Raw genomic sequence first — 26,831 nt, forward strand, 5'->3', positions numbered from 1 at the left:
AATTTTAAATAGAATTAAGCCGTTAAACAAGCCAGGAAGGCAAAACCGGATAGAAATCCGGTAAGTACTTTTCTGGTTTTTTTATTTTGTTTGATTGAAAACAATAACACAGTGACAGGAAGGCAGCATATACGATTAAAAGAACTTGCTACCTTTCTGAGAATAATAATTTTGCCAAAAAGAAAAGTATTACTTTCGAAATGTTGGCAAATTCTAGAAATAAAGGGAGAATTATATGTTTTGTAAGAAGAATGTGATCAGAAAAATTAATATAATCATTATTGTTTGTGTTCTGTTTTATTCCGTTTCGGTATGGGGGAGTGAACCCAGTAAGGTATTACATCTTGATGATATTATTGTATCCGAAAAAGCGGAAAGCGTTTCTATGCCGCCTCCGTCATCAACTATTATCGGAAGCGATGAGATAGAAAAGGAAAACTATGACAAGACACTATATATACTTCAAAAAGTACCCGGAGTGGTCATACAGGATTATGGACAGGGAGCAGTGGCCAGTCAATTCACCATGCGAGGTCTTCGTTTGGGGCACAACACCGGTGTTGCCATCTTTGTCGACGGTGTGCCCTTGAATGAGTCGACCTCACACGGCGACGGCTATGGTGACTTCAATACCATAATTCCGGAGGACATCAATTACATTGAAGTTATTAAGGGGCCGGCCTCGGCACTTTACGGTCAGTTCGCCAGAGCCGGTGTTGTGAACATTATCACCAAAAGGAGCGGGGACTTTGCCCTATACAAGTTCGGCGCAGGTGATTTTGATAAACAACGATTTGCAGCATCGGTTGGTCATGATGACGGAAATATCAGCTCGGTCATTGGTGCGGAACTTTCACGCAGCGAGGGGGCAACCGATCATTCCGACTGGAAATTAGGCAACGCCACCGGCAAATTTACTTACGATTTTAATAAAAAATTAAAGGGTGGGTTGACAGTTAACCTGCACAGTACGGAATGGGATCATCCTGAATACCTGACCCGCGAACAATGGGATGCCCACGATTATTGGAGTGCGAAATCATTGGGTAGCGGAGAAAGACATCGCTACGGGGTCAACACAAATTGGACCTATGATGTGGCCGATAACGCCTTTGCCAATCTGTTGCTTTATGGATATACCATGAATCTGACACGATACCGGGATATGGATACCTATGTTCGCGAAGAGTATCATGACAGGGACATGTATGGTGGCAGCGCAAGTTATGTCTGGGCAACCGATTTTAACGGAATGGGGAATAATCTTACTGTGGGCGTTGACGGCCAGGTGGAGCTTACCCATACCTTAAATGCTTCCAACCCGAGCCGCATCCCTTCTGCACGGGAGATCATAACCGTGGACGGCGATTCGACCATAAATACGCTTTCCGGATATTTTCAAAATCAATTCTCGCCTTCCCAGGCATGGAGAATCAGTCTGGGACTGCGTTATGACCATATCAACGGCGATCTGGACGACAACCTGACGGGCATAGAAACTAGCATGGGAACGTTTGAAGTTATCAGCCCCAAAGCCGGCCTGGAGTTCACACCAATAGATGGATACACATTGTTTGCTACATACGGGGAAGGCTTCAAACTTCCGGGAGGTTTTGACAAGTTTACATATCCGGATCTTACAGAGGAGACCTACAAGCAGTACGAACTCGGAATAAAATTTATGAAGCTTTTAAATTTTGAAAGCACATTAACCGGTTTTATTCTGGATGTGCAAGACGAAATCGTTACCGACTCAGCTGCCGGCACAAAGGAAAATCAGGGGGAAACCCGACGCAAAGGGGTGGAGCTGGAAGTAAACTATGCTCCTGTGGATCATCTTTCCATATTTGGCAATGCTTCTTACACAAAAGGGAAATACAGGGATTATGTTAATAACGGGATCGACTACTCTGATACGGATATTTCCCTGGTGCCGGATTGGTTGTTTAGCTTCGGCGCCAGGTGGAAACCGCCCGAGGGCCTTTTTGCAGGATTTGACTATCGCTATGTAGGGGAAGCCGATCTGGAAGATTACCCTTCCAATTATACCGGCAACCAAAAGACAACCATTGATTACTGGGTGGCGAATGCCCAGATTGGCTACCAGTGGAACCAGTATTCCCTTACCCTGGATATCAAAAATGCCTTTGATAAACGTTATCCCAGTACTGAATCGGCAAGTTCTCTCAGAACTGCCAATCCAAGAGCCTTTTTTGTTACTTTCGCAATGAGCTATTAAATGACAGGCGCTATTGGAAAACCGGTTTTCATCTTGATGAAATCGAAAAATGAGGTTACCAGTGTATGAAGAACTTATTGAGAATATATATCCAAACCAGTACTGATAGAATTATTATACGAAAAAGTACGATAGTACTATTCTCTATTGTTTTATTAATATGTTGTTTATTTGCTTATCCGGTTTGCCGGGCTGATGAAAAACTGCCGCCTATAGTGGTGCGAACCACTGCGCCCGATGCAGATGTTTACAGTTCGCCCGTGACCGGTATTATTATACCGGAAAACCAAATTTCCGCCGGCCAGATCAGCGGTCTTACCGATCTGCTGAAGTTGAGCAATTCCATTTTCATTCAAGACTCTTCCTATGGCAAGCAATTATACCTGCGCGGCATGTCCGACCAGGATATGTGTATCTTGATAAATGGTATGCCGTTGGGGCAATTGGGAAAATACTACGCCCGTTCGGTGGCCTGGGAGGCTATACCATTGGAAAATATTGAGCGTATTGAGGTCGTTCGTGGCGTCGGTTCGGCGGAATACGGCAATACTCTGGCCGGGACTATCAACATCATTACTAAAAACGGGAAAGAAAAATCACAGAGCAAAGTTACGTTGAATTACGGTACGTTCAACGATTCTAAGGCCAATGCGACCACCGCCGGATCGGCGGGCAAAATAGACTGGACATTGGGCGGCGCTCATCGCAGTAGAGACGAATATCTCAATAACAACGACATTGAACAAAGGAATGCCAGCGGATCGGTAGGCGTGGATATTGGCCAGGTGGGCGCACTGAGACTGACCGCATTTACTATATGACGCGAAGAAGGCTTGACATTGGATGACCGGGTGACCTGGAATGTCTGGAGCGATTCTCGTGGATTTGATGACGGCAGTAAAACCAACCAGGATACTGACACGGTAATAGCCGCCTATACTTCGGGTTGGCTGGATATCGGCGTTTCGTATTTGCGACACAAACGTGACGAAGACTATAAAAACGCCGACCGGTCAGTGGGTGATTATGAGGATTACAGTCTGGATTTTAAAATTCCGGCTTTAAAGGCTAAACTACACCACCAATTCGGTAACCATAAATTGAAATTGGGTACAACATACTCTTATGGAGATGCCTGCGCTCATTGGGATTATTATATGCAAAACGCAAGTAAAGTGGAATGGGAGCAGGATTTGGCAGGCGCTTTCCTTGAGGATTCATGGCAGATGCTTCCAAGACTCAACATAACTGTCGGGCTGCGCTATGACTACTTTAAAAACAATGCCAAAAGTTACGGTGAAGAACCCGAAACCGTTGTAAAGCTTTCTGATAGCCAATACTCCCCGCGGGCCAGTCTGACCTATGACCTGCCTGATAACTGGCAGACGTTTGTCTTTGCAGGGCGGGTGTTTAAGTCCCCTACTCTGGCGGACATGTATCGCTGGGATGGCAGTTATTGTTTAAAATCGTTTGCCGGGCGCGCCGTACTCCGGGCTTATTACGGCCTCAATCAGCCACCGGGTGCGCCTGCCGGCATCATTCCTTCCCAATATATCCAGGCATGGCAAAACCTCATCGGACAAATTAAACCCGTCAAAGGCTGGGACTATGAAACCGGTCTGAGACATTCGGGAAACAACAGAAAAAGAAAAGTTCATGGGTCTTCTGTTTATTGGACGTTTTCTTGAGTTAGAAGTGTTATTGAAGAATTTTTAGGATCCAGCAGCCTATCAACTGAAGATCGACTTGTTTTCATCATTTTAGCCAAAGCTGTTTTTGAAATGTTACGTAATTCCATTTCCTGTTTAATCTGATAAGCAAGTATGCGTTTTAGAGCCGCTGCTTCGGCTTCTGCCAGTAGGCCTTCCTCTTGAAGGGAATCATCAAAACTACTTCCAATATGTTTGTCTTTCATCCTTAATCCTCCTGATATTCTTTCAACCGGGAAAGAGCTGTTTCTAATTCATTCTTAGGAATTTTCTGCGATTCTTTAATAAACCCGTGTAATAGGGTCATCATATTCCCGTCAACAGTGAATAAAACTCTGGCGATTCCATCCGGAATCTTGGACCTTACTTCCCATAGGAACGGTTTTAATTTTTCAACCAAAGGCATGCCAGGTGGTGTGGGGGCTGGGGGTTAAATACCCCCGGCTACCCGATTGAAGTCATTACATGGTAGATAGATACTGTTCCAGAGCTTCTGTAACCACTTTATTTAAATTTAACCCTTTTTCTTTTGCATATAAAGCAGCTCTCCGATGCAGCTCACTTCCCGCACGAACATTAAAACTACCTTTGAAAGGTTGTTCAGGCTCAAGCTCTTCTTGCGTGCAAAGTTCCAGATAGTCTTCAACCGCTTCCTCGAAGGAATGTTTAAGGCTTTTTACATCGGTTCCTTCGTAATTTACTAAGCTTTTAATGTATTCGAGCTTTCCAAAAAATAATTGGTCTTCATCGCTGTAGTGCACTGAACCAATGTATCCTTTATAACTCATCATATCTTTCATATCATATCCTCCTGTTCCAATACTTCAATGATTTGATCAATTGCATACTGTTTTAAAGTGTTTTGAGGATGTGGTTTATGCAAACTTATTGTTGCTGCGTTATCATGTATGAATCTTCTTCTTGAGCCTCCGGACTTTCCTGTTTTAGCCTCTTTGTAATCAAATGATTTTAATAAACTGGTTAACTCATTCCATGTAAAATTATTTGGACATTGCAGCAGTTTAGCTATTAATTTTTCTTTTTTGCTCATTCTCTCCCTTTTTCATCTTAGGATAAGGGATTTATTGTCATATTGCAACTAATTATAGTTGCTTTTTCAAAATTCCAATAATTCAAAGGTTTTCATGCACATAACAAGTTATTGTAAAGTTTTGGATAGCTTTACCATTGTAAGAAACTCTGGAAAGATTAAAAATAAATTATTCTAAAACCAAATTGAAAAATGGACAAAAGAGGAGACAGGTAGTATTTTAGATAAATATTTCTATAGTACATAGACGTTGTAATAAAAGGGGCCTTTTCATGCAGCAATCTGATGCTTTTGAAAAAAATGGCTCTTCGCTGTTTTGTGTGGGTAAACAGTTGCCGCAAGTATTATTGACGCAACGCATATATTAACCAAGGTTTTTAGACAGGATTAACAGGATGGTCAGGATGTTGCCGACCGGCCGTAAGCCGGTCAGGCAATAAACCATCGCCTGTGGCGAGGAGGGTAACCCGGTGGAGAAAGAAGACGTAACCCACAAAGTAATCGGCTGCGCTTACCAAGTCTATAACTACTTGGGATTTGGATTTTTGGAAAGCGTCTATCGAAAAGCGATAGTCATCGAAATTGAAGCCTCCGGACTGCGAGTACAGCAGGAAAGTCTTTCCGCGAAGCGGCTGCGTGTTTTAGGCCGCTCTTCCAGAGCGGTCTGACAAATCTACTGTTAATCATGTAAATCCTGTCAGATAAGGTTTTGTTGTGACCCTATGTTTATTGAATTGCATCCAAGGGTGAGAGTCACCCACACGAAATAGCGAGGAATCAAAAAGAATTGGACCAGGTGGCCGCATGGGGTGTGAATTCCGGTGGTTAATAGATCCGGAAGCTGTTGTTTTTAACGATCCCCTTTACAAACAGCTACAACGTGAAAGCAAAAATCTTACGGCAAATAAATGTTGACAGACATATGATAGTATTTTAATAAGAAGCATCGAATACGCAATACGAAATTGCGATGTTATTAAAATAGTAGTTAAAAATTTAGTACTTCAATATAGAAATATAAAGCCAAGAAGGTTTTAACCATAGAAAAAACAGGTTGAGCATTCTTGGCTTTTTTTTTTGGAACATACAAACATTGTTATTTAAATAAAGTTATAAATAAAAAGTGAGTATATATGCCTGAACGGGTTTGCATTGTTGACGGTCAGGGCGGCGGTATCGGCGCTACTTTGATAAAATACCTTAAGCATGCATTTGCTGAAAATGTAGAGTTAATAGCTTTGGGAACAAACGCAATTGCAACGGCACAAATGCTTAAAGCTGGTGCAAATAAGGGGGCAAGCGGAGAAAATGCTATTTGCCGGATGTTAATTGATGCCGATTGTATAGTAGGATCTGTTGGTATCACATGGGCAAATGCCATGCTTGGCGAAGTAACGCCTAAAATTGCAGAGGCAGTTACATCAAGCAAGGCTGTAAAAATATTACTGCCTATTTCACAGGAAAACACAAATATTATCGGAATATCTATGGAACCATTGCCGCATCTTGTGCAGGTGGCGGTGGAGAAAATCAAGGAGGTGATAAAAGATGTGTGAGGCTAATGCATATCTGGTTAAAGATGGTCAAGAGCAACTTCTAATGGAATCAGTAGATATTATTGAACCGGAAGACGATGAGACATGGCGGTTGGTAGGTATTTTTGGCGATCAAACAATGGTGAGGGGCAAGATTAAAGGAATGAAGCTTGTGGAACACAAGATTTTGTTTGAAGAACTAGTTGACTGAAAATACCGGTAGAATTTAACATAAAAGACTTGTAGTAATAAAAAAGCCACGAAGGCTTAAGGGCGAATATCGCCCTTAAGCCTTCGTGGCTTTTTTTGTTGTTTTAATAAGGAGGCAGATTGATAAAAATTGTTAATGTTATAAGAATGTTAATTGCCATTGCCGTAATTATACCGCTTCAAATAGTATATGCCGGCAATGATGTTTATGATCAGATTGAAAAGCCTGTTCGGAAGGCAATTGACATACGCCGTGAAACACAAAAGGCCCAAACAAGCTGGCAGGAACAAAGTCAAAGACTCTTAGATGATTATGAGCAACTGCAACTGGCCAATGAGCAATTGAAGATGCAAAGAGAAAATCTTAAGAAAAGCGTTTCCGCCGCAAAACTCCGTGTTGCAGAAAAAGAAACGCAGCTAAAAGATATTAAAAAAATATCCGTTCAGATCAAGCCATTTCTAAATGAATTGGTTATCAGCATGCATCAAATGATTGAAGATGACATGCCGTTTTTAAGTGATGAGCGTTGTAAACGTCTCAACAGATTAGACCAAATGCTATTGGAACCTGATGTGGCGGTAAGCGAAAAATTCCGTAAAATTATGGAAGCTCTGATGGTGGAGGCTGAATATGGGCGGACTATCGAAGTTTATCAGGAAACAATAGAAACGGACGGCAGCAAAATACTAGTCAATATCTTCAGGCTTGGCCGGATTGCTCTGTTTTACCAGAGTCTTGATGGAAAGGAATCCGGGTTTTACAATGTTGCTTTATCTGCATGGGAACCCCTGCCGGAATCTTATAACTACACAATTCAAAACGCCATTGATATCGGAGCTAAAAGACGGCCGGTTGAAATGTTGAATCTGCCTATAGGAAGGATAACTGTAAAATGAAATATCTGCTTTACCCGGTATTAACCGGATTCATTATATCTGCGATATTGGTTTTTTCGGTTTATGCTCAGGATATGCGTGCAATTCAGGTACAGGCACAAAAAACAAAAGAGGTGCTGATTCAAAAAGCGGCTACCGAGCTTGAGTCTGCCAGGCAGGAAGCGACAAAAAATCTGGAGCATATTGCCAGCGACAGGTCTGCCATGGAAAAAGCCGTTGCAGAATTAAGAGCGAAAAACCGTCAAATAGAAAAAGAAAATGAAGTGCTTAATACTCAGGAGCGTAACCTTTTGGAAAAAGAGAAAATATTAATCCTGGAACTGGCCGACTCTGACAGTATGGTTCGTGAGCTTGTGGGGGTAATCCGGATTAACGCAAAAGACATATCTGCACTGGTGAATGAAAACCTTCAGAGCGCAATAAGTAAAAATAATTCTGATTTTCTGCAGGCTGTAACAGCTCAGTCAAAATTTCCGGGGATGGAAGAGATTCGCAGTATGGCCGAAATGCTTTTCGGGCAAGTAAAAACATCAGGAGAAGTAAGTATTAAAAAAGGTATTATCGTTGACCGTGCAGGTAAAGAAACTCATGCAGATATTCTTAGTTTGGGATGTTTCACCGCAGCATATAGATCCGGCGGTGAAACAGGCTTTTTGAATTATTCCGAAGCAGGGAAAAAACTCTATGCTCTTTCAAAGCTGCCTTCAGGACGCCTTCAAAAACAGTTAGTCCGTTACATGGAAGGCAGGTCTGAAGCAGTACCCATAGATGTTTCAAGGGGTGCCGCCCTTCGGCAGTTAACCCATGAGTTAAGTCTGTGGCAACAGATTCCCAAGGGGGGGGCCCTGGTTTGGCCGATTCTCACGATCCTGTTTATAGGTGTTATAATTGTAGTTGAACGTATCGTATTTTTGAACCGAAAACGCATTAATGACAGCAGCGTTATCGGAAAGATTGAAACCATGGTCAATGAGCAGAATTGGGAAGGGAGTCAAGAAATCTGTGCATCTTATCCTGGAAAATCTGTTATCAGGGTATTGAAAGCCGCTTTGAACTGTCGCAACATGCCTCGCGAAGATATGGAAAATGCAGTGCATGAGTCCATCCTGACGGAGATTCCTCCTTTGGAGCGCTTTTTATCCACCCTTGGTATGCTGGCTGCGATTGCTCCACTTTTGGGTTTATTGGGTACGGTAACCGGTATGATCGATACCTTCCATATAATTACTCAGTACGGCACAGGTGATCCACGTATGATGTCCGGCGGCATTTCGGTGGCTTTGGTAACCACAATGCTTGGTTTATCTGTGGCTATTCCTATTATGTTTGCACATACATTACTCAGCCGTGCTGTGGATAACATGGTCGGTCAGATGGAAGAAAAAGCTGTGGCGCTGATAAATATTATTCATAAAAACCGGGGGAACTGATGGTTAATGCGATCCGGTATATTTATTACGGCATGGATGATTATATCAAAGCAGGGGGAGTTGTTATGGTACCGCTTTTTGCGGTCAGTATCGTTATGTGGTTGCTTATTATCGACCGTGCCATGTTTTTCAGACGCCTGTATCACAAGAATATGGATTCAAAAACTGCATGGAGTCATACTAACGAAGGTCGTATGCCGGACCCTGCACAATATCGTGGGGTGGTTTCACTGCTTGTGGCGGAATTTGTGAGCAGGCGTCACGGGAACAAGGAGTTGGATCTTCATATTCTTGATGAAATTATACAGAAGCTCAGCCGCCGCCTTACTGGTTATTTGGCGTTAATCGGCGTACTTGCAGCTATAGCGCCACTTTTGGGTTTGCTGGGTACTGTAACCGGCATGATTGCAACATTTGATGTGCTGGCAGTATTTGGAACAGGTAATGCAAAAGCTATGGCAGGAGGTATTTCAGAAGCTTTGATTACTACTCAAACCGGTCTTTTGGTGGCGATACCAGGTTTGTATATGAAAGGTTTTCTGGACCGACGAGCGCAGATATTAAAACAACGAATTGAAGCAGTAGGGTTTTATTTAAAACGGCATTTATAAGATTTGATAGTTGATTTTGTTTAAGGGAAAAATATTATGCTAAATATCACAGCAGCAAGACGAAGTAAGCGCGGTGTAACGGAATTGAACATGGCGCCGCTTATAGACATGGTTTTTATCCTGTTGATCTTTTTTCTGGTGACAACTTCTTTTGTAAAAGAGACGGGAATCGATGTGAACCGGCCCACTGCCTCTACAGCAGTCAGCCAATCCAAAGCAACCATTCTTATTGCAGTGGATCAGCAAAACCGTATTTTTATAGATCATCGTGAAATTGATATCCGCGCAGTGCGTGCTAATGTTGAACGCAATCTTGCCGAGAATCCTGATGGTGCTATTATTGTTGTTGCGGACAAAGCCAGTACTACAGGAACAGCTATTACGGTTATGGACGGATGCCGTATGGCAGGTGCAAAAAATGTTTCTTTGGCTGCCGGTCTGCCGGAGAGTCAATAAGAAAGAATAGAGCTAGTTTCAAAACGTCCCATTTTGGCCGATCTCTGCGTTGGGTAAAAATTTTAATCCTCGAAATACTACATGTATTCCTGCGGTTAAAATTTTTACCCGCCTTGACCTTGACCAAACTGAAACGTTTTGAAAGTAGCTCAAAAGTATTTATTTTACGAAATATGGGGTATCGGAGATTTGATAGCATGGATGACTTTCGACAGTACTATTATAAAGTAATTCACCGTAAAAACTGGGCTACCTGGATGTGGGCCGGGGTAGGGGCATTTGGTATGAATTTGATGTTGTTCGCCATGATGCCCAATCTGTTGCATCGTTCATCCGCTCCGCCGTTACTGGATACTCTGGTTCCCCAGATTAATGTGATTCGTATCAGGCGGCCTGATACACCGGTGGAACGAAAACAGCCAAAACTCCCTGAGCCTGTGGCCAAAAAAATCGAAGTTTCTGTTCCTGCCTACCGTCTGTCTACGCCACGGAATTATAATATTCCGTTTGAAGTCAATACCAGACTGCCGGCCGGGTCAGATAGCGTTCAGGTTCCACCCATGGCTCAGATGGCAGTAAATATACCTGATACTTCCGGCATTGCCATGTTGGGTGACCTTGATCAACCGCTGGTGACGTTAACACGCATGCCGCCGTTTTATCCTCTTGAAGCCAAACGCAGAGGGATTGAAGGATGGGTTAATGTAAAGTTTGTTGTCAACAAACAGGGTCAACCGGAAAATATATCAGTTGTTGAAGCAAAACCTCCCCGTATTTTTGATGCAAGTGTTTTGCGCTGTATATCAGGCTGGCGTTTTAAGCCTGGAACCATACAAGGCTTGCCCGTAAAGGTATGGGCAGAAACAACAATCCGTTTTGAATTGGAATAAAAATATGGAAACCTTAAAAAAGATAATGCAAAGTGTATTACTGGTAATATTGGTGTCGGCAGCTATAACCTTTACTTGCCCATCAGTCTGCAAGGCCGGGTATGACTTTGGGAAATTACCCGTTTCAGTGAGATTAGTACTATCTGATGTAAGGGATTTAATGAACAAAAAAGAGTACGATCGGGTTGTAGAAAGAATCCTTGCATTCCGGACAGGTGAATGCAAAACCTCATCAAAAAAAACCGAAACCGGGGAATATGGGCATCCCCTTATTTGCTTTACTCTTGGCAACTGTTATCTTTTGCAGGGAAATTATTTAAATGCAAAAAAAGAGTATACAGCATCGGTAAAGCAAACTCCGGAGTTTTTAGAAGGCTGGTTGAATCTGGCTAAAACCTGTTATGAACTCAAAGAATATAATGAAGCCGCAAAATGTTATGCCCGTGCCTATGAACAATCGGGTCAATCGAATCAATCAGGCCAATCAGGCCGGAAAAATCCTGATTACCTTTACTATTGTGCGGCAGGTTATCTCATGGCCAAAGAATACAGTCTCTCAATTGATGTATTTGAAAGACTGTTTCAAGACTACTCAGGAAATATCCAACAGCAGTGGCGGGAAAATTATATCCATGCGCTGCTTTCCGCCGATCAACAACGTCGTGCACTGCCTGTAATTGAAGCGGTTATAAATGACTCAAAAGGAAAGGATAAAACCAGATGGCAGGAAATACTGCTTCATCTTTATCTGCAACTGGATATGCGCACGCAGGCACTTTCTTTTGCTGCAAGGCTGGCACGCGATAATCCTTCTGTGGCCGGATGGTGGAAGGCCCTTGTGCACATATATTTACCGTGTGGACGTTACGAAGATGCTTTGGCAGCTCTTACTATCTACGGATACCTGACGCCGCTCACAGACGAAGAGAAAAAACTGTGGGCCGATTTAAATCTTCAACTTGAAATTCCTGTCAGGGCTGCCGGGATTTATGAAAATATATTAAAAGACAATCCTGATAAACGGCTGCTGCAAAATCTTGTGGCGGCTTATCGCAAGCTAAACAACAATGAAAAAGCACTGGAACTTTTGGAAAATTTTTTTGCTAAAACCAATGATCCTGAGCTGTTAATGCTAAGAGGAGATTTGCTTTATACGCTAAAACGTTTCAATGAAGCAAATAATACCTATTGTCGTGCTGCAAAAACCGGTTCACAGGAAGTAGGTCGGGCCTGGTTAATGGCCGGTTATTCAGCATGGAAAACTAAAGAGTTTGATGCAGGATGCAAAGCTTTTCAAATGGCTGCAAAATACAACGAGCAACGTAAAGCAGCTCTCCTGGCAATGGCCGAAATAAAAAAGAATGGTAGTGCTTTAAAGTCAAAGAATTCAGAGGAAAGGAAGATGTAAGATGATAAAATTATTGACAAAATGCTTTATCCTTTTAACAGGGATATTAGTAATAACCATATCTCCGCTCGCTTATGGCGGGGAAGAAGTTACAGATGAAGTTAAACACCTTGATGATATGGTGGTCAAGGAAAAGGCAGGGGCGCCGGGTCTTGAACAAAGCCCTTCGGAAACGATTATTGAGATTGACAAGTTTACTACAATAGGTCCTCAGACCAGTGTGATGGATGTGCTTAAAACACAAGCTATCGTTGACTTTCGCGGGGAGAGCGGCCTTGATCCCGGTGTTGACAGCATTTATCTGCGGGGTTTTGACAGCAAGCGATTTGTTACGGCCATTGATTCACTGACCGTACAGAAAACCGGTGGCCGGAAATCAAGCAACATTGTGGACTATGCTCTAATGCCCACTTTTTTAATTGAAAAAGTGGAAATTCTGCCAGGACCTCATTCGGCCCTTTATGATAGCAAAAGCATAGGCGGTGTTGTGAATATGATTTCCAAAAAACCCAGGCGCTATGACACGTTAAAGCCGGATCTTACATTTAAGACCAGCTATGGCTCTTACGATACCGTAAATAGTGAAGTAGTGGTTCAGGGGGCTGTAAATGTGTTCACATATGACATGGCCTATAAGAAATACAGCACAAACGGTTATCTGCGCAATAACGAGACGGATATCGATACTGTTTTCAGCCGTTTTGGTTTATTGTTGCCGGCTGACGGCTTTGCTGCTTTCAGTGTATCCTATTCCGAGGTAGGACGTGAGGCTCCGGTTAATAATCCAGGATCTGCTCCTCCTTACGAGACTGATTATAATTCAAATTATCCGAAAGTATCGGACAGCCCATGGGATCCCGTGCAAAAACCCACCTGGGACGGCAGATCATATTCTTATCGCCTGAATATAGAACAGCCTAGTCCTATAGGTAATCTGACATTCGGCGGCTATTACGGTGAAGACAATCGTGAACGGGCCTATGAAGAGTGGAACAACAGCAATAATCATGCGCTGGGAACCTATCACACCATAATGGATACGGATTGGTGGCAGCAGGGAGGCAAGATCCAGGATGAAATAAAATGGACGGATAACCATATTACTACTGTCGGGTATGATATGGTAAAGCTTTATGACGACGGTCTCGATGACCGCAAGACCAAGCGTATACATAAAAATGGCGGTTATGTACAACACCAGTGGGCTATAACTCCTTCGGTAGATCTGAGACTGGGGATGCGCTATGAAGATGTCGGGGTATGGGTTACAAATACCGGAACAAATTCCATACCGGGAAGAGATGAAAAAATTAAACGCAACTGGGACGAACTTATGCCCAAATCATTTGCCACCTGGAAAATGGACCAAGTGGCTCCCTGGCTGCGTGATACATCGTTATCTGCAGGCATAAGCAAAATATGGCGTGCTCCTGACTACCACGGTGATTATAATCCCCAAGGCAGGCCGGCAGGTGCCTGGCTTGAGCCGGAGCACGGCATAGGTTATGATCTGGTATTTAACCGAAGATTATTTCGGGACATAAATTTCAAACTAAACTATGCTTTTTACGAGATCAAAGATTTTATCGCAACTAACAGTACTTATGCCAATTATACCGGGGCATCTGCCGGCAGCCTGCGTTATAGTGATTATAAGGTAAATCTGGAAAAGGTTTACCGGCATGGAGTGGATGTGGAAATGGGTGGCCATTTGACGGATGCACTCTCATTTTACCTGACATATGCATGGCAGATTTTTGAAAACGAAGGTAATGAACCGGCAGCGGAAACCGAACTGGATCAGCGAGCCAGAAACCGGGTGGGAGCAGGTTTGAGATATGCGCTTTATGAAAAAACGACACTGATGATGGATTACTATTACCAGAGTGAAGAGACCACTGAGATTTCCGAAGAAATTGCGGAAGATGTCTGGGATTTTCGCAATGTGGATATAGATGAATATCATATTGTGGATATAGGCGTTCAGCAAACTTTGGTAGATGATGCCTGGGCATTTAAAAATGTTACACTAAACGTTTATGTTAAAAATCTGTTTGATAAAGAATACTACGATACATCCGGATACAGGGCTACAGACATGTTCTTTGGCGTGTCGTTCAGTGCGAAGATGTAATTAAAGAGGAATTAAAAAAATGAGAAAAATCATTTATTGCGTTTGTGTGTTTATACTTATGGCTGTGATAGGCGATGCGTTCGCAGATGAGGTCGGACAGACAACCAAGGCACATTTTTATCTGGTAAGCGTAGGCAATGGTTCTGCAGATAATATTACCCTGCGTGCCGTAAAAGTAATCAAAAAATCGGATATTGTTTTTTGTCATGAAAGAGTTAAAGAGAAATTTCCTGAACTTTTGCAGGGCAAGGAAATACATGATCCGGGTTTTGGTATTTTTGCCGTATACGGCAAAAAGGCGGAAGATGTTAGGAAAAACAAACGCTTCAATTATGAAGAAAAGGTTAAACAACTTGAAGAGATTACAAAGATTATAAGAAATGCAGTAAAGCAGGGAAAGACTGTATCCGTTTTAGACAGTGGCGATCCTACCATTTATGGGCCGAATATGTGGTATGTTGAGGCATTTGAAGACCTTGATCCTGAAATCATTCCCGGTGTCAGTTGCTTTAATGCAGCCAATGCAGCACTGAAAAAAGGTGTGACATCCGGCATAAAAACTCACTCGGTAATTTTAACCGCATCTTTTGGAAAAGAAGATTATGCAGGAGCAGACAGCATAGAAAAACTTTCCGAACATCAGGCGACTATGGCTTTTTTTACCATGTTTTTGGATCTGCCGGAAGTAATAAAAAAATTAAAAACCCATTATCCGTCCGACACTCCCATAGCAATTGTGCTTTATGCCGGTTATAAAGATAAAGAAAAAGTCATTTATGCTACTCTTGACACAATTTTAGATAAAATCGGCGAAGACAAATTGCCTTTTGAGCATATGATTTATGTGGGTGACTTTTTGGCTAACCGTTATAACTAAACAAATTAACAAACCATTTATTTAGGAGAATAATAGAATGAAAAAAATATTTTGTATAACAGCAGTAATATTCCTGTTTGTTTTAGTATCTTCCGTGAAAGCCCATAATCTCTGGCTGAATCCCGGAAATAACTATCCTGAGATCGGAACAACAGTGGATATCGGAATCGGATTTGGCCATAAATATCCTGCAAGCCGTGTTGAACAGGAGGTGAAAGATGATCGTCTGGAAGAAATTCAAGTGATAGATCCTGATGGCAACATAGCAAATTTGATAAAAGTATCGGCTACGCTTTATAAATTGAAAGTTGAAAAGGCCGGAGCTTATCTGGTAACAGCCAAACTCAAACCCGGTTATTTTTCGATGACAACCGAGGGCAGAAAATGGGGAGATAAACAATCCGTTGCCAATTGTATTAAATGTACCAATTATCATATAGAAGCCAAGACGGTCATCATTGCAGGAGGCGATGAAAAAAATCTCAGTCATGTAGCAGGTCAAACTTTGGAATTGATTCCGCTTAATAATCCGGAAAAAATAAAAAGCGGAGATAAACTAAACGTAAGGGTACTGTTTGATGGAATGCCTCTTTCCAATACATCGGTTAACGCTACTTATGCCGGATTCCAAGACGAAGACATTGCTCCTCACAAACCTTCGACAGAAGGCAACCAAGGCAGTAGGAGGCATTTTCCTGTTGAAACCGTTACAAACGATAAGGGAGATGCAAAAATCCAATTGGATAAACCTGGCTACTGGATGGTGCTTCTTTCACACAAGCCTTCTTATCCGGATAAAGAGATCTGTGATGAATATATGTACAATATTACTTTTACTTTACAGGTTCAGTAATGGATTTTACCCTATGCGGAGGTTTTAATGTACACATCTAATTTGAAAACAAAAATTATCTTTATTGCCATAGTTTATATGGTTTTATGCATATCGGTTGTTGTCAAACAGGCTCCTGCCGGGCAACAAACCAAAAATCAGCTATACCTTGTAAGTATTGGAGTAGGTGATACTGATCTTATCACCTTGCGGGCCATCAATACTATCAGGGCATCAGATGTAATAGTCTGCCGTAAGGAAGAAACGGACAGATTTGCCGAATACATTAAAGGAAAAGAAATTTTGGATGGGTCGCAAAGCGGCTGGCGTTCGTACAGGAAAATATGCACAGAAATAGCAGATCCGAAAGAAAGAGCTAAATGTATCAAGAGTAAGGATTCCCGTGACAAACTGATTTCGCAGATGCGCTCTGCAAATCAGGCTGGCAAAAAAGTGTCGGTGCTTGGCAGTGGTGATCTTATGATCTATGGCGGACCTTATCGCTGGTATCTTGAGGAATTTCAAGATTTGAATCCGAAAGTAATTCCGGGTGTGAGTTGTTTTAATGCTTCCAATGCAGCGATAGGCAAGGATATCATGTCGGGTAAAGAGAGTCATTCTGCCATACTTACAACTTACCGTGAAATAGAGAATCTTTCTATATACCATCCAACCATGATTATTTTTACTATGCATACCGGGTTTGAAACATTGGTTGAGAAATTAAAAACCCAATATCCACCGGAAACGCCCATCGCAATTGTTTTCTTTGCCGGGTATAAAGAAAAGGAACATATCATCCGGGGCCGATTGGATAATATTTTGCAAAAAACGCAAAATAAAAAATTTCCATTTGAGCATCTGGTTTATATTGGTGATTTCATGATGTAGAAGTAGTAGCCAGTTTCAAAACGCCCCATTTTGGCCGATCTCTGCGTTGGGCTCAAATTTCAATCCTCGAAATACTCAATGTATTCCTGCGGTTGATATTTTCTCCCGCCTTGAGCTTGACCAAACTGAAACGTTTTGAAAGTGGCTCGTAGATTAAAAAATTCGGTAAATATTAATATGAAAAATACATTAAATGGAAATGGCCTGAAAAGAGAGATCGGGTTGTTCTCAGCCACTATTCTGGTAGTCGCCAATACTGTAGGAACCGGAATTTTTACTACTTCCGGCTTTATTATGTCGGAACTTGGCAATCCCCGTGCACTTCTTTTCTGCTGGCTATGTGGTGGAGTGTTCGCACTGTGCGGCGCATTATGCTATGGAGAGCTGGGCGCGCGGTTTCCGCGTGCAGGCGGCGAATATGTCTTTTTAAAGGAAAGCTTCGGAAAGCCGGTCGCATTTTTATCCGGCTGGATTTCTCTTATCGTTGGCTTTTCGGCACCCATTGCTGCGGCATCCATTGCCTTTGGCACCTATTTGTTTCAGGCTTTTTCCATCCCTGCATATAATCTACTGTCGCTTTCAATATTTGGGTACACTGTAATAAAGATCTCGTCTTTAAGTCTTGTGGCCATAGTTGTCATCATCCTGTTTTCCATTGTCCATTATCACAGCCTGCACATGGGTAGCCGGGTTCAAAACGCCCTGACTATTCTTAAGATCACCCTTGTGATTTCATTTATAGTGGCCGGATTTTTCCTGGGGAAGGGATCCATCGGCCACTTTTTTGAAACTACTATAATTGAGACACTGCCGGCAGAGAAATTTGCAGTATCGCTGATTTTTGTGTCTTTTGCATACAGCGGCTGGAATGCAGCCGCATATCTTGGTGGAGAGATAACCAATCCGCAAAGAAACATACCTCTTTCCCTGTTTATCGGCACATTTATTGTGATCTTTTTGTATCTGCTTTTAAATGCCGTCTATATTTACGCAATGCCTCCAAAAGATATGGGTGGAGTATTGGAGATAGGTGCAAAATCTGCGATTTTTCTTTTCGGGGAAAATATAAGCAGGGTTTTTAGCGGTGCTATTTCAATCGGTCTTCTTTCCGTTATTAGTGCCATGATTATGACCGGGCCAAGGATTTACTATGCCATGTCGAAAGATCGCATTTTCTTCAATGTGTTTAGCAGGCTGGATACGGCTCATAAGACCCCTGCATATTCCATTTTTCTACAGGCCGCAATTGCCGTTATTATGGTTGTGTCCGCATCATTTGAAACATTGCTTCTTTATATCGGTTTTACTCTTTCACTTTTTGCCACACTCACTGTGATAGGGTTGATGAAAATCAGAACAAGAGGATTAGAATCCGGGATTATTTATAAGACCTTCGGGTATCCTGTAACACCGTTAATTTTTATTGCAGGAAATTTATGGATTATTTTCTTTTCAATAAAAAGCAGGCCGGTGACGGCATTGCTCGGGATTGGAACAATCGGGCTTGGGATAATCGTTTATCTTTTTTTTGCCGTAAAACAAAAGCACGACAAAGTATTAGCGTCTTAAGCAGTGATTATTAAACATTAAATTATATATTAAATGTATCTAAACCGAATAAATAAAAACTTTATTAAATTTAATATTAAATCTGTTTCTAATAGCCATATTATATACATTATTTTGGTATTCTTTCAATATTTTGCGATGTCGCTGACTGCGTCTAACGGAACTATGTATCTGCTGAGCAGAGGCATCTCTATCCAGTGGGTCGGTTATTTGGGAACCGTTGGTGTAATCACTATTTTATTGTTTGAATTTCCTACCGGTCTAATTGCAGATAGATTGGGAAGCGGAACGTCTGTAGCGGTTTCTTTAATAGTACGTGGCATTGCAGCCTTTCTTACCATATTTTGTTACGGGCCATTCTTGTTTTCCATTATTACCATTATGCACTCAGTCGGGGCAACATGCTACTCCGGTGCAGCTGAAGCATGGATTTTTAGTAGGGATAGTACTATTAAACATAATATGGCAAATTTTTTTTCAAATATATTTTTTCTTACAGGAGCAAGCAAGGTCCTTGGTGGATGGTTAGGTGCTTTTCTTGGGTCAATTGAGTTAAGAATTCCTTTTGTAATTGCTTCGGCAATCTTGGTTTTAATTTCTACTTTATTTATTTTTTACGATATGATTACGAAAGAAAAATATATAAATAAAATGAATAAACGCGAGAAGTCAATTATTCGTATATTACTTTTTGATGCGAAGAACTCTTTTGCTTTTATGAAAAAAGAAAAAGATATTTTTTGGCTTATGATTAGTGGCGTTTTTTTTATTATATTTTGCAGCATTCCATTGGTATATTGGCAGCCATTTTTCTATAACACTGTTCAATCTATAAAATCCTTAGGGTGGATATGGGTAGGTTTTATATTTTTTAATATGTGTGGAAATTTATTCGTTAAAAGTAAAACTTTACAAAAAATAAATGACATACATTTGTTTTGGATTACAATATGCCTATGTGGTATAACACTTTTATTGTCTGCTGTTCTTGATAAGAATTTTTTGATTTCTGTGTTCTTCTTTTGTTCCTATCAATTATTTCTCGGTATTTTAGGTCCTATAAGGGCAAAGATACTTAATCGTAAAATATCTGATGCTAACAGGGCCTCAATTTTATCTTTAATATCTTTTTCTGAAAGTGCCGGATCAATTTTTAGTCTTTCTCTTTTTGGATATTTGAGCAGCTTTATGCCCTTGCATTTGATTTTTGGTTTATCTACAGTTCCATTAGTATTCGCTCTAATAATTGCCATGAAGATTGCATATCGGTTCAAATTTTTAGAAGGTTCTGCAAATACTCACAGAGTTAACCTGATTAATTATTAACAATAAGGATATGGAAAATGAAACCTTTTATTTTAATTATAGCTTGTATAGTAATTCAGATTTTATGCGTAACATCAGGGTTTTCACACGGAACATTGGGCCATGTCGCCCGTTCCGATGGGTATCTTGTAACTGCGGAGTATGATGATGGAGAACCTATGAGCTATGCGGCTGTTGAGATCAGGTCTGCTGATTCGGATATTGCATTTCAAACCGGACGTTGTGATCGTAACGGTCATTTTATGTTTTTCCCGGATAAACAAGGCCAATGGGATATTGTGGTTACGGATGGTATGGGGCACCGTATAGCATTAATCTCGGATATAAGCATTGATGCCAATAATGATGACAAGCCTAAGACTTCCGAAACGAAATCACAGGCGGCTTCTTACGGCATAACACGGGCGGAAAAAATAGTTATGGGTTTATCGATCATCTTCGGTATTTTCGGATTGTGGTATGGATGGAAGGCGAAACGTGAAATACGGCAAAAAGCTTCCTGACAATTTAACAAATAGCGATAACCTGTTACAAAACGGGTTTACTATTGTTTCCCTTTTTATTTCCGGTTGCTTTTTTTTGTCAGGAGCTGCAGGGCTGATCTATGAAGTACTGTGGGTGCGCATGATAGAAAAGGTTATCGGCAGCGCCCCGTTTTCCGTAGCTGCAGTGCTTTCGATATTCATGGGCGGTCTGGCTCTTGGCGGTTATCTGGCGGGAAAATACGTGGACCGTTTCCAATCCAGGAATGCCCTTCTTGCTTTTTACGGAAAGATTGAAATCTGTGTTGGTATCTATGCTTTGCTTCTTTCTTTTCTGATTATGGCTGTAACGCCTCTTTATCGAATAATTTATGACCCGTTAGTGAGCCATTTCTGGTGTTATCAGGCTATTTCTTTTTTAGGGTGTGCAGTACTTCTTATAGTTCCTACATGTCTTATGGGAGCAACTTTGCCTGTGCTGTGCCGGTTTTATGTAAGCCGTTTAAGTCACATAGGCGGACGTACAGGATGGTTGTACGGACTTAATACAATTGGAGCCGCATTGGGTTCCGTTATGTGCGGATTTGTGCTGGTTAAAAACCTGGGTGTATGGCAAAGCCTTGGTATTGGAGCCGCCATCAACATTTTATATCTACATTCATAATCGGCCTGGCGCTGGGCAGCATGATCTTCGGGCAAATAGCGGATAAAACAAAACGTGTTTTTCTTTTACTGGTGATCACCCAGCTTTGTGCTTCGGTAATGGCACTGATAGTCAGTCAGGTTCTGGGCAACAGCCAGTTTCTTTTTGCCAAACTCATCCATACCTTTAACAGCAGTTATTCGACCATGATAATAGTACAGTCCGTGGTTATTTTTGTAATCCTTATAGGACCTACCATTTTTATGGGCGGAGCTTTTCCTATTGTAAACCGCATTTATATCCGATCAATGAATGATCTGGGAAAATCCCTTGGTACTGCCTATGCACTTAATACGGTAGGTGCCATTCTTGGATCAATTGCTGCCGGATATCTGATGATTCCGCTCATAGGCAAGGAAAACGGATTGCGGATTGTTATCATGTTCCAGTTTGTTACAGCCGTACTTGCTCTTTTAACTACATCCACATCCGGTTTAAAACTAACCAAAAGAGCGGTTGCCGGCATCGGACTGGTCGTTTCCTGTATTTTTCTTATCTTTTATTTCCCATCATGGCATGGAGATCTTCTCTCAAGGGGTTGGTACCGTGATTTCAGAACCATTGAACATGAACTCGACAGAACTGGATGGATGGAGGCTTTGTGGAAAGGATGTGGCCTTTTATCCAAACAGCGCGAAGGTATAGATGTGGTTTTTTATGGCGAAGGGATAGGAGGATTTACAACGGTAGAAAAAGAGATTACAAGCATCGGAACAGTTGAATATGCCATGTTCAACAGCGGCAAAGCGGATGCTTCCTCCCATGGTGACAGATCTACACAGACATTGTCTGCACATATACCGATGCTTTTTCATTCAAATGCAAAAAACGTTATGGTGTTGGGGCTTGCAAGCGGAATGACTTCCGGAGAAGTACTATTATATCCTGTGGAAAAACTCGATATTGTGGAAATAAATGAGCAGGTGGTCAAGGCTTGCCGGTTATACTTCACCGAATGGAATAACGATTGCCTGTCTGATCCCAGAACACGGTTGATCATTCAGGATGGTCGTAATCATCTTGCCTTGACACGGGAAAAATATGACGTAATAATTTCCGAACCGTCTAATCCATGGATGGCAGGTCTGGCAAGTCTTTATACGGCAGAATTCTTTCAGATGGTCAGAAATCGCTTAAACGAAAAAGGTATTTTCGCCCAATGGATTCAGTCTTATGAAATGGATTGGGATACCTTTTGCTTGCTGGGAAGGACTTTTGCTAAGGCATTTCCCAATGCCGCACTTATCAAGATCGGCCCGGCGGATTATATGCTTTTGGGTTTTATGGATGAAAAAGGCTTTGACTGGCCGGTTGCTCAGAAAAATCTCAGGTATGCCGGAAAATCCGGATATGTTACATTTCCCGGACTGAAATTTCTCGTGCATTTAATACTGACCGAAGACTTACAGGCGCTTTTTGGTCCCGGTTCAGTTCATGCAGACAACCGGCCGATCTTGGAATTCTCAGCACCTTTGAAGCTATACAGCGGCAGTTTAAACATAGATAAAGCTGTTGCCGGCAAACGCCGGCTTTCATCCGATACCTTAAGAATGCTTGAAACGAATTCTGATTACGATACCATGCTGGATCTGAATGAGTTCTTTGTGTCGGCTAATGTGCCGGCTTTTGATATGGTAAAATGGCAGAATCTTAATTTGGAACAAAAAGGCCGTTATAAAAATGCTGTGTTGCGTTATTGCAGTCTGGTGCAGGTGCCTTCATACAATAGATTCGATAATACCGACTTAAAAAGAAATTGCGCGAAACTGCAAATCGACAGGATCAGGCAGAGATCTTCGGCAAATGGGTTACGAACGGTTGATCATTATAATCTGGGACTTGCTTTGATTGCTGCAGGCAAAGAAGATGAGGCAGTAAATGAATTTCGCACAACGATTAGTCTTGATCCATGGCATGAAAAAGGGCACACCGCCTTGGGGCTACTTCTGGCAAAATGCGGAAAGCTGGATGAGGCAGCCCTGTGTTTTATTCGTATTCTTGAGATGTCGCCAAAAATGGCGCAAGCTTATAAATATCTGGGAATGATTGATCTTCGCAGAGGAGACTTGAAAAGTGCTGTTTCAAGCCTGTCTAAAGCTGTGGCTCTTCAACCCGATGATCCTGAAATCCTGACTGAATTGGGCTTTGTACACTTTTACCGGCATAATTACAAAAAAGCGGTTGAATCTTTTTCACAAGTACTTGCACAAAAACCAATGGATGCTGATGCTCATCATAATATAGCACTTGCTTATAAACACCTTGGGGATCCGCAAAAGGCCGGGGAGCATTTTTTGGCAGCAGCGCAAATCGATTCGGAAAAAAATACATTAGTAGAAAATCAAAATGAACGGACAAGAAATTATAGACAGTGAGGATTTTAAAAGATGTTCCGATTTTGATAATAACCCAGCCGATAAGAAGACTTGTATCCGGGATTGCCTAAAAAATTGCTGAAGCGATGCAGCCCGTGCCGGTTGAACATAAAGCATTAGCTTATCGGAAATTGTGACAAGTATTTGTTTAAAAACTTAGATACTATAACCCAATAATTAATATAACCTGAAAGGCCACGAAGACCTTTTAAAGCATTCAGCTTTGGTATTCGTGGCCTTATTTTATCTGAAAAAAAGGAGGAGATAAAAATGATTGTTCCGGATGGTTATTATGTAATCTACCAGCCGAAGCACCGGATACCCGGTGTATTCGATTTAAATGAGCGCGGAATGTTCAAAACCTGTCCGTTTGTAACCGAAAACAGGGCTTACCGAATTATAGCAAATGCTGATCTTGATGCTAAATTGGAATATCTTTGCCTGGTGGAAAAAAATATCACAGATCAAATTACCGGCGAGAGTTACAGTTTTGTTGTTGAAAAAGAATTGATTGATCTGGATGAAGAACTGAACCTGCGTTCTGATGATTTATCAATGCATGTGCCTGATACAACATTCTTAAACTGGATTTCGGAAGTGTATGGGCAATGGAGAAGTTCTTATATCCCCAATTATATTTGCATAAGTTAAACAGGCAAAAAGAAATTTGAATATTGAAGGTGAAGGAAACTTGGGAGCTTTTCCAAAACCTCCATATTTATCATCAAAAGAAGACGAATAATATTTGAAAGCATCGTATAGATGACTCTGTTTATCTTTTTTTGAAGGTGAAAACACCTTTTCATGAGAAAGATTCTTTGTTATAATATCAGTAATTTTATAAGCAGATGCAATTTTATTATTTGTAAATGATTCATATTCCATTACATGGCACAAGTGACATGTAGAATAACCTATCGATAATATAATTGGTTTATTCTCTTTGACGGCTCTGTTGATGGCCTCACCTCCCCACGGATACCAGTTAACAGGATTATAGGCATGCTGCAAAAGATAAGGACTTTTTTATTTATCAACCTGTTGGATTCATTTGTAAATATTTTGTTATTTACCATTATATCCCCCATTATTTTTATGTGTATTAAACCTTGTACTTGACAATAATATTAAAAATCTTATTCTTAATAATAATAATTCCTATTATATTTTTTGTCCAATTTATTTCAATTCAATATAACATATAATCTTTCCACGAAGGGAGGAGCACATGGAAAAGGAAGAAAGCGCTTCAAAAAAATCAGTAAACATTAAAGATCTTACAATTTGTGATGCTACAGCCCAGATGCTTGAAAAAGCCAGAAGGGATGGTGTTGAAACTGCGTTTGACAGGGCTTTAAACATGAAAGCATGTCCTATAGGAGCAGATTCTGCTTGCTGTAAACATTGTGCAATGGGTCCATGCAGGCTTAGCTCAAAGGATCCTTATGGAAAAGTAGGTGTATGCGGTGCAACTATCGATACAATTATGTCAAGAAACTTTGCCCGTATGGTTGCGGCAGGATCTGCATGTCATAATGATCATGGTATGGCTATGCTTGAACTTTTCAGAGAAGTAGTAACCGGAAAGAATACAGAGTATAAAATCAAAGATCCTTATAAATTGGAAGAAGTTGCACGTTCAATAGGGATTGAAGTCGATGGACGCGAAATAAAAGACATTGCGTTAGATCTGTATCATGAACTGGAAAAAACATATACCCAGGTTGAAGGCGAAATTCCTTTTGCAAAAAGAGTTCCTGAAAAAACACTCGAAACATGGAGAAAACACGGCATTGTTCCAAGAGGCGCAATGCGCGAAATCATGGAACTTATGAACAGGACACACATGGGAGTTGACCAGCATTACGAAAATATTACAAAGCAATGCAGCAGAACAGCTCTTGCTGATGGCTGGGGCGGATCTATGGTTGCAACTGAAATATGTGATATTCTGTTCGGTACCCCGACACCGGTAAGTGCCGAAGTGAATATGGGTGTATTAAAGGAAAATGAGGTTAATGTAATTATTCATGGTCATGAACCCAATCTTTTTGAATCAATGCTTGTATCGGTCAATGAACCATCGCTCATACAGGCGGCAAAAGATGCAGGTGCCAAAGGAATAAATCTTGTAGGTATGTGCTGTTCGGGAGCAGAAATGCTTTCCCGCCATGGAATTCCTCATGCAGGTAATTTTATGTCAACTGAAGCTATCCTTGTAACAGGTGCTGTAGATGCTATGGCAGTAGATATTCAATGCATAAAACAAGGCCTTGTAAAAGTTGCCGAATGCTACAAAACCCATCTTTTTACTACCAATCCCCGTTGCCATATAGAAGGCGCTCAGCATATTGAATTTAATGAACATGATCCAAGTTCATGCACGGATGAAATAGTAATTAAGGCTATCTCCAGGTTTAAAAACCGTAGTCTTCCTGTTGAAATTCCAAAAATCAAAAATATCGGAATTCACGGTTTTTCACATGAGTATATCAATTACATGCTGGGCGGAACTTTCAGAGGGAGCTATACACCTTTAAATGATAATATAATCAATGGAAGAATACGAGGAGTAGCAGGTGTTGTGGGCTGTACAAACCCAAGGGTAAAACAGGACTGGGTTCATGTTGAACTTGTGAAAGAACTTATTAAAAATGACGTGCTTGTAATTCAAACAGGCTGCTCCCAGATTGCTCTTGCCAAAGCCGGACTTTACACTCCTGAAGCAGCTTGCCTCGCCGGCCCAGGATTAAGAGAAGTATGTGAAGCAGTCGGTATGCCGCCGGTTCTTGGGATGGGGTCATGTGTTGATAACAGCCGTATTCTGATTGCCGCATCACAGATGGTTAAAGAAGGTGGGCTGGGAACCAGCATTGCCGATCTTCCGGTAGCAGGCGCTGCTCCGGAATGGATGAGTGAAAAGGCTATTTGTATCGGACAGTACTTTGTAGCATCAGGCGTATATACGGTCTTTGGTGTGACTTTCCCGATAATAGAAGATACCAAGTTCCACAAACTTCTTTTTGAAGGTCTAGAGCAGCAGGGATTCGGGAAATGGGGATATAACGCTGATCCTTATGAAATGGCAAAAATGATGATAGCCCATATCGACAAGAAAAGAAAAGCCCTTGGCCTTGACAAAGGAAAGGAGCGAGTATTAGTTGACATGGCGACAAGAAGAGAAATGTCGGTAGTTTAATCTTTTT

Annotated in this window: 28 protein-coding genes; 23 read left to right on the forward strand and 5 right to left on the reverse strand. The window is 41.4% G+C overall.

What is annotated here, in order from left to right:
- The first annotated feature begins 235 nt into the window (after positions 1-235).
- The 3 genes from KKC46_10205 to KKC46_10215 all read left to right on the forward strand — a co-directional run bounded on the left by KKC46_10205 (position 236) and on the right by KKC46_10215 (position 3,927).
- Positions 236-2,239 carry a TonB-dependent receptor gene (locus KKC46_10205; GenBank protein ID MBU1054188.1) on the forward strand — a complete coding sequence of 668 codons (2,004 nt, stop codon included), beginning with the start codon at positions 236-238 and terminating at the stop codon, positions 2,237-2,239.
- A 65-nt stretch (positions 2,240-2,304) separates the two neighbouring features.
- On the forward strand, positions 2,305-3,060 hold the full coding sequence (locus KKC46_10210) for a TonB-dependent receptor plug domain-containing protein (protein MBU1054189.1): 756 nt from the start codon (positions 2,305-2,307) through the stop codon (positions 3,058-3,060).
- Positions 3,061-3,090: 30 nt separating this feature from the next.
- Positions 3,091-3,927 (forward strand): TonB-dependent receptor, encoded by an 837-nt coding sequence (locus tag KKC46_10215; protein MBU1054190.1) that lies wholly within the window; start codon positions 3,091-3,093, stop codon positions 3,925-3,927.
- Here KKC46_10215 and KKC46_10220 read toward each other — a convergent pair.
- The 4 genes from KKC46_10220 to KKC46_10235 are packed head-to-tail and all read right to left on the reverse strand — an operon-like array spanning position 3,909 to position 4,999.
- Positions 3,909-4,154, reverse strand: coding sequence for a helix-turn-helix domain-containing protein (locus KKC46_10220; protein MBU1054191.1), 246 nt, complete (start codon positions 4,152-4,154; stop codon positions 3,909-3,911). The genes KKC46_10215 and KKC46_10220 overlap by 19 nt on opposite strands.
- A gap of 2 nt (positions 4,155-4,156) precedes the next feature.
- Positions 4,157-4,354, reverse strand: coding sequence for a type II toxin-antitoxin system RelE/ParE family toxin (locus KKC46_10225; protein MBU1054192.1), 198 nt, complete (start codon positions 4,352-4,354; stop codon positions 4,157-4,159).
- 55 nt (positions 4,355-4,409) lie between these two features.
- Positions 4,410-4,748: a type II toxin-antitoxin system HicB family antitoxin gene (locus tag KKC46_10230; GenBank protein ID MBU1054193.1), complete on the reverse strand. Its 339-nt coding sequence runs from the start codon at positions 4,746-4,748 to the stop codon at positions 4,410-4,412.
- A complete protein-coding gene (locus tag KKC46_10235; GenBank protein MBU1054194.1) occupies positions 4,745-4,999 on the reverse strand; it encodes a type II toxin-antitoxin system HicA family toxin in 255 nt (84 codons plus the stop codon). Before KKC46_10235 ends, KKC46_10230 begins: the two co-directional genes overlap by 4 nt.
- Positions 5,000-5,469: 470 nt before the next feature.
- Here KKC46_10235 and KKC46_10240 point away from each other — a divergent pair, with 470 nt between their 5' ends.
- From KKC46_10240 to KKC46_10330, 19 genes are all read left to right on the forward strand, one after another.
- Positions 5,470-5,667, forward strand: a complete 198-nt coding sequence (locus tag KKC46_10240; GenBank protein ID MBU1054195.1) for a GxxExxY protein — start codon at positions 5,470-5,472, stop codon at positions 5,665-5,667.
- 465 nt (positions 5,668-6,132) lie between these two features.
- The gene (locus tag KKC46_10245; protein ID MBU1054196.1) at positions 6,133-6,555 is read left to right on the forward strand and encodes a DUF3842 family protein; all 423 of its coding nucleotides are present in this window, start codon (positions 6,133-6,135) and stop codon (positions 6,553-6,555) included.
- On the forward strand, positions 6,548-6,745 hold the full coding sequence (locus KKC46_10250) for a CooT family nickel-binding protein (protein MBU1054197.1): 198 nt from the start codon (positions 6,548-6,550) through the stop codon (positions 6,743-6,745). Before KKC46_10245 ends, KKC46_10250 begins: the two co-directional genes overlap by 8 nt.
- Before the next feature lie 119 nt (positions 6,746-6,864).
- Positions 6,865-7,641 carry a DUF3450 domain-containing protein gene (locus KKC46_10255; protein ID MBU1054198.1) on the forward strand — a complete coding sequence of 259 codons (777 nt, stop codon included), beginning with the start codon at positions 6,865-6,867 and terminating at the stop codon, positions 7,639-7,641.
- Positions 7,638-9,071, forward strand: coding sequence for a MotA/TolQ/ExbB proton channel family protein (locus KKC46_10260; protein ID MBU1054199.1), 1,434 nt, complete (start codon positions 7,638-7,640; stop codon positions 9,069-9,071). The genes KKC46_10255 and KKC46_10260 overlap by 4 nt, the downstream gene beginning before the upstream one ends.
- Before the next feature lie 32 nt (positions 9,072-9,103).
- Positions 9,104-9,682, forward strand: coding sequence for a MotA/TolQ/ExbB proton channel family protein (locus KKC46_10265; protein MBU1054200.1), 579 nt, complete (start codon positions 9,104-9,106; stop codon positions 9,680-9,682).
- A gap of 36 nt (positions 9,683-9,718) precedes the next feature.
- Positions 9,719-10,138, forward strand: a complete 420-nt coding sequence (locus KKC46_10270) for a biopolymer transporter ExbD (GenBank protein ID MBU1054201.1) — start codon at positions 9,719-9,721, stop codon at positions 10,136-10,138.
- A 197-nt stretch (positions 10,139-10,335) separates the two neighbouring features.
- Entirely contained in the window at positions 10,336-11,028 is a 693-nt protein-coding gene (locus KKC46_10275) for an energy transducer TonB (protein MBU1054202.1), read from the forward strand.
- Between the two features lie 4 nt (positions 11,029-11,032).
- On the forward strand, positions 11,033-12,436 hold the full coding sequence (locus KKC46_10280) for a tetratricopeptide repeat protein (GenBank protein ID MBU1054203.1): 1,404 nt from the start codon (positions 11,033-11,035) through the stop codon (positions 12,434-12,436).
- Between the two features lies 1 nt (position 12,437).
- Positions 12,438-14,570: a TonB-dependent receptor gene (locus tag KKC46_10285; protein MBU1054204.1), complete on the forward strand. Its 2,133-nt coding sequence runs from the start codon at positions 12,438-12,440 to the stop codon at positions 14,568-14,570.
- A gap of 19 nt (positions 14,571-14,589) precedes the next feature.
- Positions 14,590-15,447 carry a tetrapyrrole methylase gene (locus KKC46_10290; GenBank protein MBU1054205.1) on the forward strand — a complete coding sequence of 286 codons (858 nt, stop codon included), beginning with the start codon at positions 14,590-14,592 and terminating at the stop codon, positions 15,445-15,447.
- Between the two features lie 37 nt (positions 15,448-15,484).
- Positions 15,485-16,300: a DUF4198 domain-containing protein gene (locus tag KKC46_10295; protein ID MBU1054206.1), complete on the forward strand. Its 816-nt coding sequence runs from the start codon at positions 15,485-15,487 to the stop codon at positions 16,298-16,300.
- Between the two features lie 27 nt (positions 16,301-16,327).
- On the forward strand, positions 16,328-17,170 hold the full coding sequence (locus KKC46_10300) for a tetrapyrrole methylase (GenBank protein MBU1054207.1): 843 nt from the start codon (positions 16,328-16,330) through the stop codon (positions 17,168-17,170).
- A gap of 177 nt (positions 17,171-17,347) precedes the next feature.
- Positions 17,348-18,739: an amino acid permease gene (locus KKC46_10305; protein ID MBU1054208.1), complete on the forward strand. Its 1,392-nt coding sequence runs from the start codon at positions 17,348-17,350 to the stop codon at positions 18,737-18,739.
- Between the two features lie 138 nt (positions 18,740-18,877).
- Entirely contained in the window at positions 18,878-20,065 is a 1,188-nt protein-coding gene (locus tag KKC46_10310; protein ID MBU1054209.1) for an MFS transporter, read from the forward strand.
- 17 nt (positions 20,066-20,082) lie between these two features.
- Positions 20,083-20,568 (forward strand): hypothetical protein, encoded by a 486-nt coding sequence (locus KKC46_10315; protein MBU1054210.1) that lies wholly within the window; start codon positions 20,083-20,085, stop codon positions 20,566-20,568.
- Positions 20,525-21,211: a fused MFS/spermidine synthase gene (locus KKC46_10320; protein ID MBU1054211.1), complete on the forward strand. Its 687-nt coding sequence runs from the start codon at positions 20,525-20,527 to the stop codon at positions 21,209-21,211. Before KKC46_10315 ends, KKC46_10320 begins: the two co-directional genes overlap by 44 nt.
- A gap of 20 nt (positions 21,212-21,231) precedes the next feature.
- Complete coding sequence (locus KKC46_10325; protein ID MBU1054212.1) at positions 21,232-23,625, forward strand: fused MFS/spermidine synthase; 2,394 nt, start codon at positions 21,232-21,234, stop codon at positions 23,623-23,625.
- Positions 23,626-23,895: 270 nt separating this feature from the next.
- The gene (locus tag KKC46_10330; protein ID MBU1054213.1) at positions 23,896-24,276 is read left to right on the forward strand and encodes a hypothetical protein; all 381 of its coding nucleotides are present in this window, start codon (positions 23,896-23,898) and stop codon (positions 24,274-24,276) included.
- Here the strand turns inward: KKC46_10330 and KKC46_10335 are convergent.
- Positions 24,205-24,636 (reverse strand): DUF255 domain-containing protein, encoded by a 432-nt coding sequence (locus KKC46_10335; protein ID MBU1054214.1) that lies wholly within the window; start codon positions 24,634-24,636, stop codon positions 24,205-24,207. The two genes, KKC46_10330 and KKC46_10335, sit on opposite strands and share 72 nt — an antisense overlap.
- A gap of 217 nt (positions 24,637-24,853) precedes the next feature.
- On the opposite strand from KKC46_10335, the gene cooS reads away from it, so the two are divergent.
- The gene (gene cooS, locus KKC46_10340; GenBank protein ID MBU1054215.1) at positions 24,854-26,824 is read left to right on the forward strand and encodes an anaerobic carbon-monoxide dehydrogenase catalytic subunit; all 1,971 of its coding nucleotides are present in this window, start codon (positions 24,854-24,856) and stop codon (positions 26,822-26,824) included.
- The last annotated feature ends 7 nt before the right edge of the window (positions 26,825-26,831 follow it).

Source organism: Pseudomonadota bacterium, assembly GCA_018817425.1.
Classification (GTDB): Bacteria; Desulfobacterota; Desulfobacteria; order Desulfobacterales; family RPRI01; genus RPRI01.